This is a genomic window from Flavobacterium sp. WC2409, from assembly GCF_041200085.1.
Lineage (GTDB): Bacteria > Bacteroidota > Bacteroidia > Flavobacteriales > Flavobacteriaceae > Flavobacterium.
This window is the reverse complement of record NZ_CP165625.1, coordinates 153,717-169,046: the sequence shown is the minus strand read 5'-3', so window position 1 is coordinate 169,046 and position 15,330 is coordinate 153,717. Positions and strand designations below refer to the sequence as shown.

At 32.2% G+C, this 15,330-nt stretch carries 13 protein-coding genes; 3 read left to right on the top strand and 10 right to left on the bottom strand.

The genetic code is table 11. From position 1 onward, the window contains the following. Positions 1-10: 10 nt before the first annotated feature. The 3 genes from AB3G34_RS00725 to recR all read right to left on the bottom strand — a co-directional run bounded on the left by AB3G34_RS00725 (position 11) and on the right by recR (position 3,965). A complete protein-coding gene (locus AB3G34_RS00725) occupies positions 11-2,470 on the bottom strand; it encodes a polysaccharide biosynthesis tyrosine autokinase (protein ID WP_367757244.1) in 2,460 nt (819 codons plus the stop codon). 15 nt (positions 2,471-2,485) lie between these two features. Next, positions 2,486-3,274 carry a polysaccharide biosynthesis/export family protein gene (locus tag AB3G34_RS00720; protein ID WP_367773584.1) on the bottom strand — a complete coding sequence of 263 codons (789 nt, stop codon included), beginning with the start codon at positions 3,272-3,274 and terminating at the stop codon, positions 2,486-2,488. Between the two features lie 70 nt (positions 3,275-3,344). After that, on the bottom strand, positions 3,345-3,965 hold the full coding sequence (gene recR / locus AB3G34_RS00715; protein WP_369753126.1) for a recombination mediator RecR: 621 nt from the start codon (positions 3,963-3,965) through the stop codon (positions 3,345-3,347). Between the two features lie 143 nt (positions 3,966-4,108). On the opposite strand from recR, the gene AB3G34_RS00710 reads away from it, so the two are divergent. Further along, positions 4,109-5,617 (top strand): sodium:solute symporter, encoded by a 1,509-nt coding sequence (locus AB3G34_RS00710; RefSeq protein WP_369753125.1) that lies wholly within the window; start codon positions 4,109-4,111, stop codon positions 5,615-5,617. Between the two features lie 95 nt (positions 5,618-5,712). On the opposite strand, the gene AB3G34_RS00705 is transcribed toward AB3G34_RS00710, so the two are convergent. Next, positions 5,713-6,078, bottom strand: coding sequence for a CoA-binding protein (locus tag AB3G34_RS00705; protein ID WP_367773577.1), 366 nt, complete (start codon positions 6,076-6,078; stop codon positions 5,713-5,715). Positions 6,079-6,259: 181 nt separating this feature from the next. On the opposite strand from AB3G34_RS00705, the gene AB3G34_RS00700 reads away from it, so the two are divergent. Then, positions 6,260-6,892 carry a MarC family NAAT transporter gene (locus tag AB3G34_RS00700; protein WP_367757235.1) on the top strand — a complete coding sequence of 211 codons (633 nt, stop codon included), beginning with the start codon at positions 6,260-6,262 and terminating at the stop codon, positions 6,890-6,892. 79 nt (positions 6,893-6,971) lie between these two features. On the opposite strand, the gene ctlX is transcribed toward AB3G34_RS00700, so the two are convergent. The 4 genes from ctlX to eno form a co-directional block, all read right to left on the bottom strand. Beyond that, the gene (gene ctlX / locus AB3G34_RS00695; RefSeq protein ID WP_367773575.1) at positions 6,972-7,907 is read right to left on the bottom strand and encodes a citrulline utilization hydrolase CtlX; all 936 of its coding nucleotides are present in this window, start codon (positions 7,905-7,907) and stop codon (positions 6,972-6,974) included. A 51-nt stretch (positions 7,908-7,958) separates the two neighbouring features. Continuing rightward, positions 7,959-8,873, bottom strand: a complete 915-nt coding sequence (locus AB3G34_RS00690; RefSeq protein ID WP_367773573.1) for a dimethylarginine dimethylaminohydrolase family protein — start codon at positions 8,871-8,873, stop codon at positions 7,959-7,961. Positions 8,874-8,947: 74 nt separating this feature from the next. Further along, complete coding sequence (locus AB3G34_RS00685) at positions 8,948-10,225, bottom strand: citrate synthase (RefSeq protein WP_367773571.1); 1,278 nt, start codon at positions 10,223-10,225, stop codon at positions 8,948-8,950. Positions 10,226-10,380: 155 nt separating this feature from the next. Beyond that, a complete protein-coding gene (gene eno / locus AB3G34_RS00680) occupies positions 10,381-11,673 on the bottom strand; it encodes a phosphopyruvate hydratase (RefSeq protein ID WP_367773569.1) in 1,293 nt (430 codons plus the stop codon). A gap of 361 nt (positions 11,674-12,034) precedes the next feature. Between eno and AB3G34_RS00675 the strand changes: the two genes are divergently transcribed. Beyond that, positions 12,035-13,372, top strand: coding sequence for an erythromycin esterase family protein (locus AB3G34_RS00675; RefSeq protein ID WP_367773567.1), 1,338 nt, complete (start codon positions 12,035-12,037; stop codon positions 13,370-13,372). 52 nt (positions 13,373-13,424) lie between these two features. Here the strand turns inward: AB3G34_RS00675 and carA are convergent, their stop codons facing one another. Together carA and rplQ are read right to left on the bottom strand one after the other, a co-directional pair. Further along, positions 13,425-14,525, bottom strand: a complete 1,101-nt coding sequence (gene carA, locus AB3G34_RS00670) for a glutamine-hydrolyzing carbamoyl-phosphate synthase small subunit (RefSeq protein ID WP_367773565.1) — start codon at positions 14,523-14,525, stop codon at positions 13,425-13,427. 310 nt (positions 14,526-14,835) lie between these two features. Further along, complete coding sequence (gene rplQ / locus AB3G34_RS00665; protein WP_040473600.1) at positions 14,836-15,324, bottom strand: 50S ribosomal protein L17; 489 nt, start codon at positions 15,322-15,324, stop codon at positions 14,836-14,838. Between the last annotated feature and the right edge of the window lie 6 nt (positions 15,325-15,330).

Here is a 15,330-nt window from a genome sequence, read left to right as displayed (position 1 = left end):
AAATCAAGTTTTATACTTTACGGAATGTACTAATAACTTTTTGAATAATCGATTTTGGCTTGTCATCATCATGATATCCATTTGAATAAGGTCCATATCCGTAGCCATAGCCATAACCGTATCCATAACCCGCACCATATTTTGCCTTATTCTCAAAGCCATTAAAAATGATACTTGCATTATCCAGTTCTCCTCGTTTAATTCTATTGTTTAACAAAGTAATCATTTCTTTCTTTGAGAAATTTTGCCTAACTATATATAAAGTAACATCCGAATATTGAGACAACTCTAATGCGTCAGACACAAGTCCAACTGGTGGTGTGTCCAAAATAATATAATCGTATTTCTCCTTTAATTCTTCCATTAATTTCCCCATACCATCTCCCATAAGTAGCTCTGAAGGATTAGGAGGAACAGGCCCTGAAAGAATAACATCAAGATAGGGAATCTGTGTATGATTTATTATTTCATCAACACTTTTTTGTTTAATTAAATAATTTACAATTCCCACATCATTCGCTAAATTAAATTCATCAAATAACTTAGGTTTTCTTAAATCCAATCCTATAATTACCGTCTTTTTTTCACTTAATGCAAATACAGTAGCAATATTTATAGAACAAAATGTTTTCCCTTCAGCACTGACCGAAGATGTTATCATAAGTGTTTTTGCACCCTCAACATTTTGCTGTTTGTATAAAAATTGAAGTGATGATCGAATAGCCCTAAAAGATTCTGACAAGGCTGATTTTGGCCTGTCATAAACGGCCAAATCTGTAATTTCTTTATTTAATCCAACAACTCCAATTATAGGGATTTTAGTTAACTTGCTGATATCTTCCGTATTTTGAATCGAATTATTAACAAAAAAAATAATAAATACAAAAAGCAAAGGAAACAGAATCCCAAGAAATAAAGCCAACACATAATTTACAGATGTCTTAGGTCCAATTAACCCACCGCCAATGTCTTTAGCAGGATCAATAAAATGAATATCCGATAAATTGGCCGCTTTAACAATATCTGCTTCACTTCTTTTTTGTAAAAAGGTACTATAGATATTATCACTTAAGTCATACTTTCTCTTTATTTTAATCAATTCTTGCTGATCATCCGGAAGCGCTTTAATCGTACTTTCCGCTTGATTAATTTTACTATTAATCATGGCCAAATCAAATTGCAAAGAAGATTTTGCTGATGCTATATTCACTAGCAAAACATTTTTAACAGCCTCCATTTGGTTGTCAAAATCCTTGAATATTTTCTCACTTTTTACAGCATAAGCCATTTCAGATCTTTGAGTAGATAGCGCAATCAACTTAGATATGTTAACGGCAATATTTGGATCTTCAATTCCTGCCACTGATGGAGCCGGTAGTCTAGAATAATCAACACTATTCTTCAAATAAGACTTTAAAGAATTATAATAGGCCATTTTACGAGTAATCTCATCTTTCTTTACATCAAATTCTAACATTTGATCCGAAAACTTACCACCACCTTCTTCAATATCGTATATATTTTTACCCTTCCTAAATGTTTTTAACTCATTCCCTGTTTCTTTTAACTGGGATTCCATTGCAACTAGCGTACTATCTATAAAACCTATTGTATTTGTAGCAAATCGATTTTTATCATCTAATTGTCTTTTAATAAGCATCTTTACAGTCGAATTCAAATACTCAACCATTCTTGCCTTATTTCCTCCCTGCATTCCCAAGGTAATTATAGATGCCCCTTTATCATCTGAACGAACATTTATACCTTTATAACGAGAAACAGTTCCGTCAAAATCATTAAAACGCACAAAATATTCATTCCCTTTATAAAAACCTGGGTTGCCTTTTATTAGTAATTTCCAATTTAAGAAAGGCAAGGAAACCTGTTCTCCTACTTTATATTTTTTTACAAATTCACCCACAGCCACAGCCGTGCTACTATAGGAGTTATCCGTATAGTTGATTATTGAAACAGCATTATTCTCAAAAGGGATTTTGATTTCATACTCGGTATCACTAAGAAATTTAATACTAATTAGATTACCTGCAATTTGTCCTTTTGCTTTATCAATACTTACATAAAAAGGTACAGCCCCATAGGCATCCACCATATTGTATTTCCCTTGAGTCAGATAATCAATGTAATACTGCAGTTTATCGACGACCAACTCATTATGGGAACGCGATTGAAGTGTAGTAGAAATAGTCTGAACCTGATCAGACGTTCCTCCCCAATTAAAAACTAAACTAGTATTGGAGGTAAAAAGAGGATTACTTTCTTCTTTTACAGAAATAACCGTCTCCATACTAAACACCTTTTCCTTACGAATATTTACTTGGTAAGCAATCGTAAATGTAATCAGTAAGCTGATAAGAAACCATTTCCAGTAGCTTCCGATTTTTATCAAAAAACCCTTAAAGTCAAAACTTACTTGGTTTTCAAAAATCGAAAAATCTTTTATATCTAACATTCTTTGAAATGTATTTTAATTTTTTAATAATAAAAAAGTAGTTGTAGCCAATGATAATAAAGTTATAATCGTCCCTAAAGATTCTATACCCGTTTTTCCTGTTCCCCAAGTTTTTTGCTTGAGTGGCTTAACATATATATAATCATTAGGTTGCAAATAAAAATAAGGAGAATTCATTACATTGATATCCGTCAAATCGATATCATGCATCTCACTTCCAGTGGGAGATTGTCTTATTATGGTAACCGCTTTTCTATTTCCGGTAATCGTAATATCACCCGAATTAGCAATTGCTTCCATTATATTTACATGATCTTGAAACAAAATTTTAGTACCCGTACTACCAACTTCACCATTTATTGTGTATTTGAATCCAGCCAATCTAACGGTTACAAATATATTCGCTTCCTTTTTAAAATATTCTTCCAGCAATTGTTTCTCGATTCTAATTCTTATTTCATCAAGAGTATATCCAATAACATTTAGTTCTCCCAAAATTGGCATTCTTATATTCCCATGATCATCAACAGTAAAACCACTAAAATACAGTTCTGATTCAGACTTTCCAGCTTCAGCACTTTCAGTTGTGCTAAAAATTGCCACTAATTTTGGATCAATTGCTTTTATATTGATACTTAAAACATCATTTGTTTGCAATCGATACGGCTTTGACATAACTGCAGAAATAGAGTTTTCGGTAGTTACACCGTCTTTATTTTGCAAATAAATTAAATCATGAGTTGAAATACACGAAGTTAATAACACACTAATACTTAGCAATAAATAGAATATATTCTTGTTCATTATTTTATTTTAGGTAACAAATATAGCTTTTCATTCACTATATTAAAAGTTTAGTTATTTTTAATATAAATTAATTATTTTTGAATGACTTTTCAAATGGAACTCTTTGCAATATACTTCTCCCTAAAGTAACTTCATCCGCATATTCAAGTTCATCACCAACAGCAATTCCTCGAGCAATTGTTGATACAACAACATCAGAATGGGCAATTTGTTTGAAAATATAAAAATTTGTTGTGTCCCCTTCCATTGTGGAGCTTAACGCAAAGATTACCTCGCTTACATTTCCCAATTTTACCTTTTCAACAAGAGTACTAATTTTTAACTGACTAGGACCCACCCCATCAATAGGCGAAATTTTCCCTCCTAAAACATGGTATATTCCCCTAAACTGTCCTGTGTTTTCAATAGCCATTACATCGCGAATGTCTTCAACTACACACACAATTTGATGGTTTCTATTTATATTAGCACAAATTTCACAAGTAACACTATCCGAAATATTATGGCAATTCTCACAATATTTGATATCCTCTCGCATATTTATTAATGCTTGAGCTAAAAAACCAGTTTGCTCTTTGGGTTGTTTCAATAAATGCAGTGCCAAACGCAAAGCAGATCTTTTACCTATACCAGGTAATTGAGCTATTTCGTTTACTGCTTTCTCTATTAATTTTGAAGAAAATTCCATAACTACAAATGTAACAAATTGTTTATTTAATTATTGCGTTATTTCTTGAATCCATCTTGTAAAACAGCACTTTTTTAAATAAACAAACTAACAAATATCCCATTAAACAAAAAATTGTATTTTGGCTCTTCAAAATACAAAAGATGACACCATTCGCAATTCTATCACTTATCCTTATTTACTTCGGAATCTTATTTACGATTTCTCATATTACGAGTAAAAACAACAGTGGAAATGAAGCTTTTTTTAAAGCCAATAAAAACTCAAAATGGTATCTAGTTGCTTTTGGAATGATAGGGACAGCTCTTTCTGGCGTGACTTTTATCTCCGTTCCTGGCGAAGTGGGCGCGCCTAGTGGTGAGCAATTCAAGTATTTTCAATTTGTTTTAGGAAATGCCATAGGTTTTATAATTATTGCAAAAATCCTACTGCCATTGTATTACCGAATGAATTTAACTTCTATATATGGATATATAGAAAGAAGACTCGGAACCTACTCTTATAAAACTGCTGCTACTATTTTCCTTATCAGTAGAACTATTGGATCTGCATTTCGATTGTATCTAGTTGTTATCGTCTTACAACGCTTTGTATTTGATTTTTATGGAATCCCTTTTGCTGCTACAGTTCTGATTTCATTGGCATTAATTTTTGCCTATACCTATCGAGGGGGATTAAAAACAATTATCATCACAGATACTTTACAAACTCTTTTCCTCGTTACCTCCGTATTCCTAACTATTTATTTTATTTGCCAAAGTTTAAACCTGAGCTTTGTAGATGCTTTTGAAGAAGTAAAAAACAGTAATTATTCTAAAATATTTTTCTTTGAAAATTTCTTGACGAGTAAATTTCACTTTGTTAAACAAATCCTGGGGGGTATATTTGTTACTATAGCCATGGTTGGGTTAGACCAGGATTTAATGCAAAAAAACTTGAGTTGCGCCACTATATGCGAGGCTCAAAAAAACATGTTTACATTTACTGGAATTTTTGTTCTAATTAATATATTCTTCTTGAGCGTTGGGGCACTATTGTATATTTACGCCGCTAAAAATGGAATTGAAGTTCCTACGGATTTAGTTACGGGCAAACCAAGGACTGATTTACTTTTTCCTGAAATTGCATTTCATCACTTGAGTCTTATTCCGTCCATTATATTTCTATTGGGACTGACAGCAGCGACATTTGCTACTACAGATTCAGCACTAACAGCACTTACGACTTCTTTTTGTGTCGATTTTTTAAATATGGATAAAACCGAAAATTTAAACAAACCTAATGTAGTGCGAACAAGACATTTTGTTCACGTAGGCTTTTCGTTTTTAATGTTTCTAGTAATTGTATTCTTTAATGCAGTAAACGATAGCTCAGTAGTAGGAATGATATTTAGAGTTGCTTCCTACACTTACGGACCATTATTAGGGCTTTATTGTTTTGGGCTATTTATGAAATCAAAAACAGTAATAGATAAGTTAGTACCAATAGTTTGCGTCTTATCTCCAGCAATTACTTTTTTAATAAGTGAGAATTCAAAAGCATTGTTTTTTGGATACGTTTTTGACAACGAATTAATCATCATTAACGGTCTGATTACTTTTTCTGGGTTACTTTTAATAAGCAAATCATCCACAGAAAAAATAACGTTCTAGATTTTTAGCCCTGATAGCAGTGGAAATCCTTTTCCTTTTTTCCTTTAAAAAAGGAAAAGATTGCAACGGATAGCAGGAATTAGCTCCTATAAAAATTAATATCTATTAGTCGTCAATAGCACTAACGTACACGCTACCTCCGACTTTATATTGTTTAATTCTAAAAGTTGATACAACTCAGGATTCTCTGTTCCAGGATTAAAAATCACACGTTTTGGCTTTGCCTCTACTATATAATTGTAATAATCACGTTGACGAGCAGGGTTTAAATACAAACTTATTGTATCAATATTTGACAAAGGAATCGCTTTAGTCTTAATTTTAATTCCGGCTACTTCACCATTGTTTTGCCCAATTGCCAAAACAGAGTGCCCTTTATCAACAAGCATTGTAATTGCTTTAAAAGCATATCTTTCTGGTTTTGTTGAAGCACCAAGAACTAAAGTTTTTTTATTTTTCATTGTATTGCAATTATTTATTTTTTGCAAAAGTAGTGAAATACTATAGCTTGTTTTCAATTAAATTAATATCTTTCATTTTTTCTAAAGTAAAAATCATTTTCTTTTTCTTTTTATTATAACCTTTTCTTAAACTAAAGGAGACTCTTTTCTTGAATCAAACACACTAATTTCGCAAAAAAACATGGAACTTTTTATTTATTTATTTGCTGCGCTTTTCTCCGTTTTAAACCCAATTGGAACTGTTCCTATTTTTGTAGGACTCACCATGGACGATGACAAAAAAGAACGTTCCAGAATTTCATTATGGACCGCTATCAATGTTTTTATCATTTTAATTATCTCGTTTTTCTTTGGTGAATACGTTTTGTCTTTCTTTGGAATAAGTATTGAAGCATTACGTATCGCTGGCGGTATTATTATCGCCACATCAGGATTTTCATTACTAACAGGGAATTTCAACAAGAAAAGAGGGGTAAATAAAAAGGTAGAGAATGATGCGCAAAAAAGAAACGACATTGCTTTAACACCTCTTGCTATTCCAATGCTAGCTGGCCCTGGTTCTATCTCATTACTGATTGCTTTTTATCACGAACACCAAAACATATCGGATATTATTATTTCTGTTTTAGCTATTTTAGCCGTTGCCATTGCTATTTTCATCACATTAAAAAGCGCTCATTATTTAGCAAAAATACTGGGAGCTTCAGGAATTGTAGCTATTTCAAGAATAGTAGGTTTTATTGTTATTGCAATTGGGGTTCAATACATTATTAGCTCAATCATAACAATTGTCGAAACCAATTTTATGAAGTAAATAAAGAAGATAAAAAATAAAAATGCCCCAAAAAGTAATTCTACTTCTTGGGGCATTCTAAATTAAGATCTTTTATGAGTTAAACTCTAGGCAAAAATATTTCTGCCATCATGCATCTGGCACTTCCACCACCGCAAGCCTCTATTGTGTCTAAACTTGAACTTAGAATTGTAGCATGTTTTTCTAATTGTTCAATTTGTTTTGGTTTCAAGCTTTGATGCGCTGCAGCACTCATTACAAGGTATCTCTTATCATCCGCTCCACGAACTTCAAGCATATTTCCTGCAAAATTATTTACTTGAGCTTCTGTGATTAAAATGATTTCTTTACCATCCTTTTTTAGGTTTTCTAAAACCATTTTGCGTTCTTTCTTGTCATCTATACAATCTGCACAAATAACTGCAAAAGTTTCACCCAAACACATCATTACATTAGTGTGATAGATAAGTTTTCTCTCCCCATTGACCGTTTGAAAAGCTTCGAATAAAACAGGTGCATAATCAAAGTCTTCACAGAATTCTATAAACAACTCTTCATCGGCTCTAGGAGATAATGCACAATATGCTTTTTCATTGGCTCTATCAAGAAGTAGACTTCCTGTTCCTTCCAAGAAAAAACCATCTTCTTCAGCAGAAGTATAATCAACAATATTTTCGATTTTAAATCCTTTTTCTTCTAAATCATCCAAAATTTCCTCACGACGTTCCACACGACGATTTTCGGCAAACATAGGGTAAAGAGCCACATCTCCATTTTCATGAAAAGAAACCCAGTTATTTGGAAAAATACTATCTGGTGTATCTGGATTTAAAGTATCATCCACAACCGTAACATCAACACCAACAGCTCTCAGTTTTTCAACAAAAGTGTCAAATTCTTGTTGTGCTTTAGCATTTACTGTTGCTGGTAAAAGTCCATCCAGCACTTTTTGATAATAATTATTTACAGCCGTTTGTTCATTCATACGAAACGCCACCGGGCGAATCATTAAAATAGAATTAGTTGTTTGTTTCATTTTGATTATTTTAAATTATTGAGACGCACTACCATGCATCTCTACTGTAAATTATTCTCTAATTAATGGCAAAGTCGAACATCTCAACAAACCTTCTTGTTTAGAAATTTCTGCATATGGAATTTCTTCCACAATAAATCCATTCGATCTTAACCAGTCATTTAGTCTTGTAAAATTTCTTTCCGAGACTACCACATTTGTATCTATTGAAAATATATTCGAATTCATATGATACATTTCCTCTCTTGTAATATGAAATAAATTGTCTTCTCCGAATAAATCTACTAAATACATATAATCTGCTTCAGATCTAAATCCGCCTTTATAAATTATTCCTTTATTTAGACCAACTGATTGAAAACAACAATCTAGATGTAAAGCATTATCTCTTGCTTGCGTTTTAGATTTAACCAAATCAAATTCTTTGACAATCTTATTAGGGAACAAATCTTTAATAAATTGGACTCCTTCTTTATTTGTCCTTGCTGTTATATAATCCGCATAGTCACTTCCCTTGTAAGTACCAACAAAAATATAATTATTCCACAACATAACATCACCACCTTCTATATGTACATTTTCAGGAGGGCGTACCACTTTGATTGGATTAATTTGATCAATTATATACTGGATTGCATCCAATTCCATTTCACGATCAGGTAAAATATTGGATTTAATAAAAGTGTCATCAATAACAAATCCAATATCTCTAGTAAATATCTGATTACAATTATCAATTAACTCAGGTCTAAAAACTGTTACCTGGTATTTTTTCAGCACAGCATGAAAAGCCTCCATTTCAGCAACCATGTCTTCCTCTACTGGGTAAGTTCCCGCTAAAATATGCTCCAATGATTTAGGATCATATGCCTCATCAATTGAAGGAGTTGGTCCGTTACTAACTGCAGTCCCTAACACAACAGCTCTCAACTTTGAAGTCTCATTATTTACTTTTAATTCTAGCATATGTTTTTATAATATTTTAGACAAAGATAAAAAAAAAGCCTCACTAGTAGTGAAGCTTTTGATTCTGGTTTTATTTATTCTGGTTTCTTAAAATCTCTTAAGGCTGCACCAGTATATATTTGTCTTGGCCTACCAATAGGCTCTTTATTTTCACGCATTTCTTTCCATTGAGCGATCCAGCCCGGTAACCTTCCAATAGCAAACATTACAGTAAACATATCAGTAGGAATTCCTAAAGCTCTATAGATAATTCCTGAATAGAAATCTACATTAGGATACAAATTTCTTGACTTGAAATATTCGTCTTCTAAAGCAGCCGCTTCTAATTTTTTAGCAATTTCAAGAATAGGATCGTCAACTCCTAATATTTCTAAAACTTCATTAGCTGCCTTTTTAATAATTTTAGCACGAGGGTCAAAATTCTTATAAACACGATGTCCAAAACCCATTAATCTAAAAGGGTCATTTTTATCTTTGGCTTTAGCCATATAAGCATCAGTATCACCTCCGTTTTTATGTATTTCTTCTAACATTTCAAGAACGGCTTGATTAGCACCTCCATGAAGAGGTCCCCAAAGTGCAGAAACTCCTGCAGAAATAGAAGCAAATAAACCTGCATGAGAAGACCCAACCATTCTTACAGTTGAAGTAGAACAGTTTTGTTCGTGATCAGCATGTAAAATAAACAATTTATCTAATGCATCAATCACTACAGGATTTGCCTTGTAAGGCTCAGTTGGCAATTCAAACATTAAACGCATAAAGTTTTCTACATACCCTTTAGTATTATCATAATAATTTAAAGGATACCCCATGCTTTTTCTATAAGTCCAAGTTGCAATAACTAAAAATTTACCCATTGTTTTACAAACAGCGTGGTACATTTCCTTTTCATTGTCAACATTTACCGACTTAGGATTAAATGCAGTTAAAGCACTTGTTAAAGCTGCCAAAACACCCATTGGATGAGCTGTTCTTGGAAAACCGTCAATGATGTTTTTCATCTCTTCGTTAACCAAAGTATGCTTTCTAATATCAACTTCAAACTGCTCTAATTGAGCAGCTGTAGGTAATTCTCCAAATATTAAAAGAAATGAAACTTCTAAAAAATCAGCTTTATCAGCTAAGTCTTCTATTGAATACCCTCTATAACGTAAAATCCCTAATTCACCATCTAAGAAAGTAATTTTACTTGTACAAGAACCTGAGTTTTTATACCCTGGATCTAAAGTAATAATCCCTGTTAAATCACGTAATTTGTTAATATCGATAGCTTCTTCATTTTCGCTCCCTTCAATTATAGGAAAGTCGTATTTTTTACCATCAATTTCTAATATAGCTGTTTTTGACATAATATTTTGCAAATAAATCTTAATATTTAATAATTTATCAAATCTAAGGATAATAACATTAAATAAAAAGATAAAACTATAATGATATTGTTAAATTTAATAAAAAAAGCCATTCGTATAAAACGAATGGCTCTCTATAATAGTAAATAAAAAATTTATTTTATTTTAAAAGTATTTAGACCTGGGAAATACGCAGTATTTCCTAGCTCTTCTTCAATTCTTAACAATTGATTGTATTTTGCCATACGGTCAGATCTTGAAGCAGATCCTGTTTTTATTTGCCCACAATTTAATGCAACTGCTAAATCAGCAATTGTATTATCTTCTGTTTCTCCTGAGCGATGTGACATTACTGAAGTATATCCAGCATTTTTCGCCATGTTAACTGCAGCAATAGTTTCAGTTAATGTACCAATTTGGTTTACTTTAATAAGTATAGAATTAGCAATTCCTTTTTGAATCCCTGTTGACAAACGTTCTACATTTGTAACAAATAAATCATCACCAACTAATTGTACTTTATCACCTATTTTTTCAGTTAATAATTTCCATCCATCCCAGTCATTTTCGTCCATTCCATCTTCAATAGAGATAATAGGGTATTTAGCAGCTAATTCAGCTAAATAATCTACTTGTTCAGCAGAAGATCTAATTTTTCCAGTTTCCCCTTCAAATTTAGAATAATCGTATTTTCCGTTTACATAAAATTCAGCAGCAGCACAATCTAAAGCGATCATAATTTCGTCTCCAAAAGTATAACCCGCATTTTCAACTGCTTTTTTGATTGTATCTAATGCATCTTCAGTTCCTCCAGGTAAATTTGGAGCAAAACCACCTTCATCTCCAACTGCAGTACTCAAACCTCTATCATGAAGCACTTTTTTAAGACTATGAAAAATTTCAGTTCCCATTTGCATAGCATGTGTAAAAGAAGTTGCTTTTACTGGAAAAATCATAAATTCTTGAAATGCAATAGGTGCGTCAGAATGTGAACCTCCGTTGATGATATTCATCATAGGAACAGGTAAAGTGTTTGCAGAAACACCTCCTACATATCTATATAAAGGCAAACCTAATTCATTTGCCGCTGCTTTTGCAACAGCAAGAGAAACTCCTAAAATTGCATTAGCTCCTAAGTTTGATTTGTTTGCAGTCCCATCTAAATCAATCATTGTTTGGTCAATCAAGTTTTGTTCAAAAACTGAAGTACCGATCAATTCTTCGGCAATAACGGTATTAACATTTTTCACCGCATTTAAAACTCCTTTTCCTAGAAAAGCTTTTCCACCATCACGTAATTCTACTGCTTCATGTTCACCAGTTGAAGCTCCAGAAGGAACTGCTGCCCGTCCTAAAACACCATTTTCTGTAATTACATCTACTTCTATTGTAGGATTTCCTCTTGAATCGAAAATTTGTCTTGCGTGAATTTTGATAATAATACTCATACTACTTTATTTTAAAATTTAAAATACAAATATATTCTATCTTTTGTAATGATTTAATGAAAATAATGAATGTTATTAACGAAAACGTTATAATTATTTTTTAAAATATGTGATTCCTACTGTTTTATAAAAATTATAATGATAATTTATGACTATTTTTTTTATATCTAAAAAAAATAGCTCAATTAATTATAAATCGACAATTACACTTTCGCTAACTATAAGACACAAGTTAACATATATTTATATGTTTAAATTATTGATTACCAGTATATTAATATAACTTTATATAAGATATTTATACATTTTACATTTTTTTTAAGTTCATAAAAACATACTTAATTCAAATAAAATAAAGATAATGAGAACTTTAAATGATTTAAAAAGAAAAAAATGCAATAATGCAATTGAAGATCTATTAAAAACCACTTCCTCTCCTTTAGAAAAACTAGAAGATTTAGACCCATTAATTGATTTTATTGGTGACGCAAAATATGTCTTACTTGGTGAAGCATCACACGGAACCCATGAATATTATACATGGAGAGCCAAAATCACGCAACGTTTAATACAAGAAAAAGGTTTTTCCTTTATAGGAGTAGAAGGAGATTGGCCAGATTGCTACCGACTAAATCGGTACTCTAAAGGCTACATCGATTCTGGTAAAGACATCTATAATGTTATGAATGAGTTTAAGCGCTGGCCAACTTGGATGTGGGCAAATTGGGAAATAGCCGCATTTATTGATTGGCTTAAATCCTACAATAGAGACTTATCAGAGAATAAAAAAATAGGCTTCTACGGACTAGATGTATATAGTTTTAGAGACTCCATGGCTTCTATAATCCAATATTTAGAAAAACACGACACAAAAGCATTGGCCATTGCAAAAAAAGCGATTGAATGCTACGAACCTTATTCCAAAGACGAAGGCCAGTCGTATGCAAGAGCCTCGGCGTTTGTACCCATTTTATGCGAAAAAGAAATTCTGGATCTACTTATTGAAATCAGAAAAAACGTACCAAATTATAACTCAGATGCCGAAAATGTAATGAGTACAGAACAAAATGCCTATATAGCTAGAAATGCTGAAAAATATTACCTTGCAATGATAAAACGTGGTTCTGCTTCATGGAATATAAGAGATGAACATATGGTAGCTACTATAGAACGACTGCTTAAATACCATGGTACAAATTCAAAAATTATAGTTTGGGAACACAACACCCATATAGGGGACGCGCGTGCAACTGACATGGCATCCGAAGGAATGGTAAATGTAGGTCAATTATTAAAAGAACAATACCAAACTGAGGGTGTAATATCAGTAGGATTTGGCTCCTATGTAGGAAGTGTCATAGCAGGACGAAATTGGGGCGATGCTATGAGAAAAATAGAAGTTCCTAAAGCAGAAGAAGGCAGCTGGGAATACCTCTTTCATAAAGCTTCTGAAGGTCAAAATAGATTATTACTAATGAACAAGGTAAGAGAAGAGAAATGCATGGAAGACTACATTGGACATAGAGCCATAGGAGTAGTATACAATCCCGAACACGAACGATTTGGAAATTACGTCCCTACCATTTTACCAAAACGATATGATGCTTTTATTTATATTGATAAAACAACAGCCTTACATCCTATACATACACAGGTTGATAAAAAACTATTTCCCGAAACTTATCCTTTTGGTATATAAAAAAAAGGCCCAACATATAAGTTAGACCTTTTATACTTGTATACTAAAATTATTATTTATTAATATTTGCAATAAACTGATCAAATAAATAAGAAGAATCATGCGGACCAGGACTTGCTTCAGGATGGTATTGTACAGAAAAACAATTTTTATTTACCATTTGCATTCCAGCAACAGTTCCATCATTAAGATGTACGTGCGTAATTTCTAAATCTGGATTGCGTTCTAGTTCCTCTTTATTTACAGCAAAACCGTGATTTTGAGATGTAATCTCCCCTTTACCAGAAATCAAGTTTTTTACTGGATGGTTAATCCCTCTATGTCCATTAAACATTTTATAAGTTGAAATTCCATTAGCTAAACCGATTACTTGATGCCCTAAACAGATTCCAAATAAAGGTTTATCATTTGCCAAAATATCTTTAGCAACTTGTATTGCACTAGAAAGCGGTTCAGGATCTCCAGGCCCATTAGACAAGAAATAACCGTTAGGATTAAAAGAAGCCATATCCTCATACGAGGAGTCAAAAGGAAAAACTTTAATGTAACAATCTCTTTTTGCAAGATTACGTAGAATATTTGTTTTAATTCCTAAGTCTAAAGCTGATATTTTATAAGTAGCATTTTCTTCTCCATAAAAATAAGGCAATTTAGTAGAAACTTTAGAAGCTAATTCCAAACCTTTCATATCTGGAACATTAGCTAAGGCAACTTTCAATTCTTCAACAGAAGAGCCATCCGTACAAATTACAGCGTTCATTGCTCCATTATCTCTAATGTAACTTACTAATGCGCGCGTATCAACATCTGAGATACAAATTAGGTTTTCTTTAATAAAATAATCCTCTAAACTTTGAGTAGCATCTTCACGAGAATAATTAAAACTAAAGTTTTTACAAACCAATCCAGAAATTTTAATACTATCAGATTCTATTTCTTTTTCATTTACGCCATAATTTCCAATATGAGCATTAGTCGCTACCATGATTTGTCCAAAATAAGATGGGTCAGTAAAAATCTCCTGATATCCAGTCATTCCAGTATTAAAACAAACTTCCCCAAAAGTAGTTCCGCTGATTCCAATAGATTTTCCGTGAAAAATTGTACCATCACTTAGTAAAAGTATGGCACTTTGTCGTGTTGTATATTTCATTAGTAGATTTTATATTTTAATAATCTCATGGAATTAAAACTCATTCCATACGTAGTTAAATATTTTGCAAATTTAATTCATTAATACAATGGATGCAAACTTTTAAATTTTATTATAAAATAAAAAAGTTATAAAATAGCCCTGATGGTAATGACATCCTTTTACTTTATTCTTTATAAAGTAAAAGATAGAATGAACAGCAGGAAATAAGTGCAAAAAACTATTGTTTATTTGCTCCAAAAAAAACAAAAAAAAAGGATAAACTATAAATAGCTTATCCTTAAATTTTATTGAATGATTATTTTCATAACTATTCAGCTGCGTCTGTAGTTGTTTCAGTTTCAGCAGCGGGAGCTTCCGTAGCTTCATCTGCTTTTTTAGCTTTTCCACCACGACGGCTTTTAGCTTTTTTAACTTCTTTTTTACCACCATTGTAAAGTTCATTGAAATCTACTAATTCGATCATTGCCATATCAGCATTATCTCCTAAACGATTTCCAACTTTAATGATACGCGTGTATCCACCTGGACGGTCTCCTACTTTAGCAGCTACGTCTCTGAATAAATCAGTTACGGCATATTTGCTACGTAAATAAGCAAAACAAATACGACGATTGTGAGTCGTATCAGTTTTAGATTTTGTTATTAAAGGCTCAACAAATTGTTTAAGCGCTTTTGCTTTAGCTACAGTTGTGTTAATACGTTTGTGCTCAATAAGAGAACAAGCCATATTAGCTAACATAGATTTTCTATGTGCAGTCTGTCTGCTTAAGTGATTGAATTTTTTTCCGTGTCTCATGACGTG